This window comes from Xanthomonas maliensis (genome assembly GCF_009192945.1).
GTDB classification, from domain to species: Bacteria; Pseudomonadota; Gammaproteobacteria; order Xanthomonadales; family Xanthomonadaceae; genus Xanthomonas; species Xanthomonas maliensis.
This window is the reverse complement of the sequence record NZ_NSET01000057.1, coordinates 1-4,022: the sequence shown is the minus strand read 5'-3', so window position 1 is coordinate 4,022 and position 4,022 is coordinate 1. Positions and strand designations below refer to the sequence as shown.

The 4,022-nt window shown below is 60.5% G+C and carries 3 protein-coding genes; all 3 read right to left on the bottom strand.

Translation table 11 applies throughout. The annotated features are described in order from the left end of the window. A partial coding sequence (locus CKY51_RS17645) for a hemagglutinin repeat-containing protein (RefSeq protein WP_244952551.1) occupies positions 1-1,649 on the bottom strand: 1,649 nt, incomplete at its 3' end. 91 nt (positions 1,650-1,740) lie between these two features. Then, the gene (locus CKY51_RS23000; RefSeq protein ID WP_152249574.1) at positions 1,741-2,004 is read right to left on the bottom strand and encodes an antitoxin Xre/MbcA/ParS toxin-binding domain-containing protein; all 264 of its coding nucleotides are present in this window, start codon (positions 2,002-2,004) and stop codon (positions 1,741-1,743) included. After that, on the bottom strand, positions 2,004-4,022 hold a 2,019-nt coding region (locus CKY51_RS17635; protein WP_152249573.1), incomplete at its 5' end, for an RES family NAD+ phosphorylase. The genes CKY51_RS17635 and CKY51_RS23000, both read right to left, overlap by 1 nt.

The following is a 4,022-nucleotide window of genomic DNA, read 5'->3' as shown; positions in this document are numbered from 1 at the left end:
ACGTTGCCGCCGGCCTGCAAAGTAGAGCCCTTGGAGGTGGCGCTTTGCTGCTTGGTCTCGCTATCGCTCTTGCTGCCGCCTACGGTGACCGCGATGCTGATATTGGCCGCTTGCGCAGCGCCCTTGGCGGTATCAGCGTTGATGACGCTGCTGGCGGCCTGGCCCGCGCCATACGCGCTGTAGGCCGCCGACGCGCCCGCCAACGCCTGCATGCGCGTATCGCCCTGGGCCTTCTTGCCCGCCTCGGCGCTGCTCACCGCCGCCTGCGCAAGATTGAGCGCGGCCGAACTCAACGACACCGTCAACCCGCCTTGCTTGAAGGCCGTCTTCTGCGTGCTGTCGCTGGTGTCGTGCACCTCGGTGATGGCGATGTCCTTGGCCTTGGCGGTGATGTCGCCTTGCAGCGCCATCACATCGCTGCCGGTGATCGCCAGCGTGTTGCCAGCGGCCAGGGTGACATTGCCTTCCAGGCTGCCGACCGTGCTGCCGGTGTGGTTGACAGCGCTTGTGTCGGCCTCGGTCTTGACCGTTTGCTTGCCGATGGTGAAGCCGATGCCGCCGCTGCCCATCAGGCCGGATTTGACCGTCTGTTTGTCGTGCGCCTCGCTGTGCGTGCTTTGCGCCGTCTCCAGCGTCAGGTCGTTGCCAGCGGCCAGCACCACGTTGCCGGTGCCGACGATCTGCGCGCCTTGCGAGAGCAGATCGTTCCCCGCCGCGACACGCACGCTCTCGCCACTGAGCGAGCTGGTGACCGCCAGGCTGTCGTGTGATTCGTCGTGGGTGGTGACGGTCTTGCTGGACAGCGCGCTCTTCTTGCGCGTCTGCTGATCCACCACCGCATCATGCTGCTCCTGGGTGGCCAGCAGCTGGATGTCGTTGCCGGCGGCCAGGGCGATGCCGCCGGTCTGGCTGGCGATGGCGGTGGAGGCCAGGGTGAGGTCGCGGCCGGCTTGCAGGACGATGTTGGTGCCAGCGCCCAGCTGGGTGCCGCGCACGGTTTCGTCGGTGCTGGACGCGGCCAGCGAGTGGCTCTTGGTGACGCTGCTGCGGTCGCTGGAGCTGCTGTCGATCGCCGCCTGGCTGACGATGTCGCGCCCGGCCTGCAGCGCCAGGCCCTTGCCGGCGCCGACCTGGGCGGCGGTCAGGGTCAGGTCGTTGCCGGCCGCCAGCACCACGTTGCCGGCGCCTTGCACACTGCTCACCGCATGCGTGGTCTCGCTGCTGCGCTGGAAGTTGCGGTCGTTGGCGGTGGTGTCGGTGCTGTGCGAGAGCGTCTGCGCGCCCAGGGTGAGGTTATTGCCGGCCACCAGTTGGGTCAGGCCGTCGCTACCGGCGTTGTGGATCTGTGCCGCCTGCAGGGTGACGTCGCCGCCGCCCATCACCGACAGCACGCCGCTGCCGGTGGCGCCGGTGACGTACAGGCCGGCCACGCGCTGGAGCTGGGTGGTGCTGTACTGGTGGTAGCCGCCGCCCTGGAGGGTTTCCACGGTGGAGGCGACGGTGACATCGCCGACCGCCTGCACGCTCAGCGCGTCGACAGCGGTGACGCTGGCGCCTTCGATGCGGATGTCGCTGGCCGAGCGCAGCCCCACCTGGTTGCCGCTGATGCTGCCGCCCAGGTGTTCGATGCGGCCGGCGTCGATGGACACCAGCTGGCGACCGGCGATGGTGCCGGTGTTCTTCAGGCCGCCAGCGTCCAGATCGCCTGATAAGTTAATCTGACTTCTAAAATCCTTCTGGTTACCACCAAGGGTTAGACATTAAAATCCATCTAATTTTATCTCGACCATCCTCAGTAGAAAGCAAATCGATAGGACGCTTCTTATCCAGAATAGGTATACGGGTATTAAGCCAAGCAACTGACCTCGAATGCAGACATCCCCACAATGCCTTTTCAATATCATCACATCTTACAATCCGACTAATCTCCCGCGTTATATCATTATCCACCCACTCCTCGGAAAATGAATTCGAGAAATTAACCCAATTATTTCTATCAAACATTAATGGAGATCCTCCGGATTTTTAAATAAAATTAAATTTTCTCCATTTTTTTTCTGAGCAGAAGGTGCAAGTATCGCTTCATATCCCTGGTCTCTCGCCCACGCGCTAATTCTTTGGGGTGACACATATGAGTTTCCCCCATGTGAAACTTCAGTCAAGTCCTCCATGCTAACACCCAGAGCTTTGCGTACTGCAGGATTAGTTAAATCGAGTACGCCACCGACATTGACATTTTTAGAAACAAGTATCTTGCCGTCTAACGCATCATAGCTCGCAACCTCAGCAGCAGCCGTAGAAGACTTGGTACCTGCATAGATTGCTCCAATTCCTTCTGGCGAGTATCTATGATTAGCTGATATATTCCCAGGATACATGCGCCATGTACCTTCGGCATACTCCGGAGCAGTATATCGATAAATTAAACCCTGGTAATCAACCGCACCAGACCCCGCATATGTACTCCTCGACCACGCATTTGCCGCTATTTCTAAATTAATTGCACGATTCGCAGCTACCGCCGCTCCTACGGATGGAGCCATCTGCGTAAATCCATACAGCAGCTCAGCCGTAGCAGGCTGCAATCCTAGCTTTTGCAGCGCTTGACCACCCAGGGTCGATGTAGCCTTCCCACTGAACAATGTAGTCGAACCAGCAGCAGCATTATCTGCACCTGCAGCTGTGAGGTACACGGAGGCCACGCAGCCGATGACGAATTCACACGTCGGGGCAAGCATGATACCCCCTGCTGATTCCGCTGCACCACCCAACATCTGCAAACCGCCGAGCGCGCGAGTACCTACTTGGTTTTTCGTGGCCCAATCACCGATAGCGTCCACTCCATCATATGCAAATAGATGTTTGTTTTCCTCCCACGCACTGCCTGCTGCGTAGCCATACGTCGTTTGCGACTGCGACTTGAGCCAGTCTCGATCTTCCTGACGCTCGGGTTTGTTCCCCTCAACCTCGATTGCCGCCCAATATTTTTTCTCATCCGAGCCATCTGGATACTCTGCTGAGCACTTTACCAACGCACAGGCAGCGGCGACCAAATCGGCTTCACGTTGTGGGTCACCGTTTGCCATTTCCTTCAAGCGAGCAACCTCGTTTTGGTTACTATCTTGATGCAACTGCCGATTATTGGTATCGGCATTAAACGCCGTCGCCGCACCTGCTCCGCCGCCAGTGACGGCACCCAGCCCCGCTGCTAAGCCTGCTCCCACTGCTTCCCGTACGCCATCGGGTAGGTTCTTGGTCAGCTCGTTGAGCATCGGTGCTGCGGTGGCGGCAGTCGCCGACCCCAGGGCGCCTTGCACACCTCCCCCCAGTAGGCCCACCGCCGTGTGCGCGGCCACGCGATATTCGCCGCCTTCATCCCATTTGGCCGCTTCTTCCTCGTTGCCTTGCAGGCGCAATTGATTGGCCTTGGTGGTGGCGTAATCACCCACGAACTTGCTCGCCTGCTGCCCAAACGTCGCGGTGATCTCCGCACCCGCACTGACCTGCTGTTGCAGCTTTTGCCCGTCCCAGCCCTTCACCAGGCCGTTGGCGCTGTCGCCGGTGTGGACGTCGCGGTTCAATGCCGCCAGCACGTCACTCACGCTTTGGCCGGTCATGGCCTGCTGGCCGGCCTGGTCGGTGATGACCACCGTGCCGCCGCTGATGCCACTGGCCGTGGTCGAGGTGCTACTGCCGCTCTTGCTGGAGTAGCCCGCGCTCCCACCTTGCACGCCGCTACCCTGGTTCTGCCAGGACCAGTTGCTGCCATTGTTGGTGGTTGGTGGCGTCTGGGTTTCGGTCTTGGCTCCGTCCTTGCCATCGCTGCCGCCGGCCGCATAACCGCCCGAGAGGCTGATGCCGGTGGCTTTGTAAGTGCTGGTGTTGGTGATGTCGCTCACCGTCAGCGTGCCGGTCTGCAGGCGGTTGGCGCCAGCGTTCACCGCCGCCTGGGTGCTGGCGATCACCGCTCCCTTCAGGTCGGTATTGCCGCCCACGCGGATATCAAAACCCCCATCGCCGGC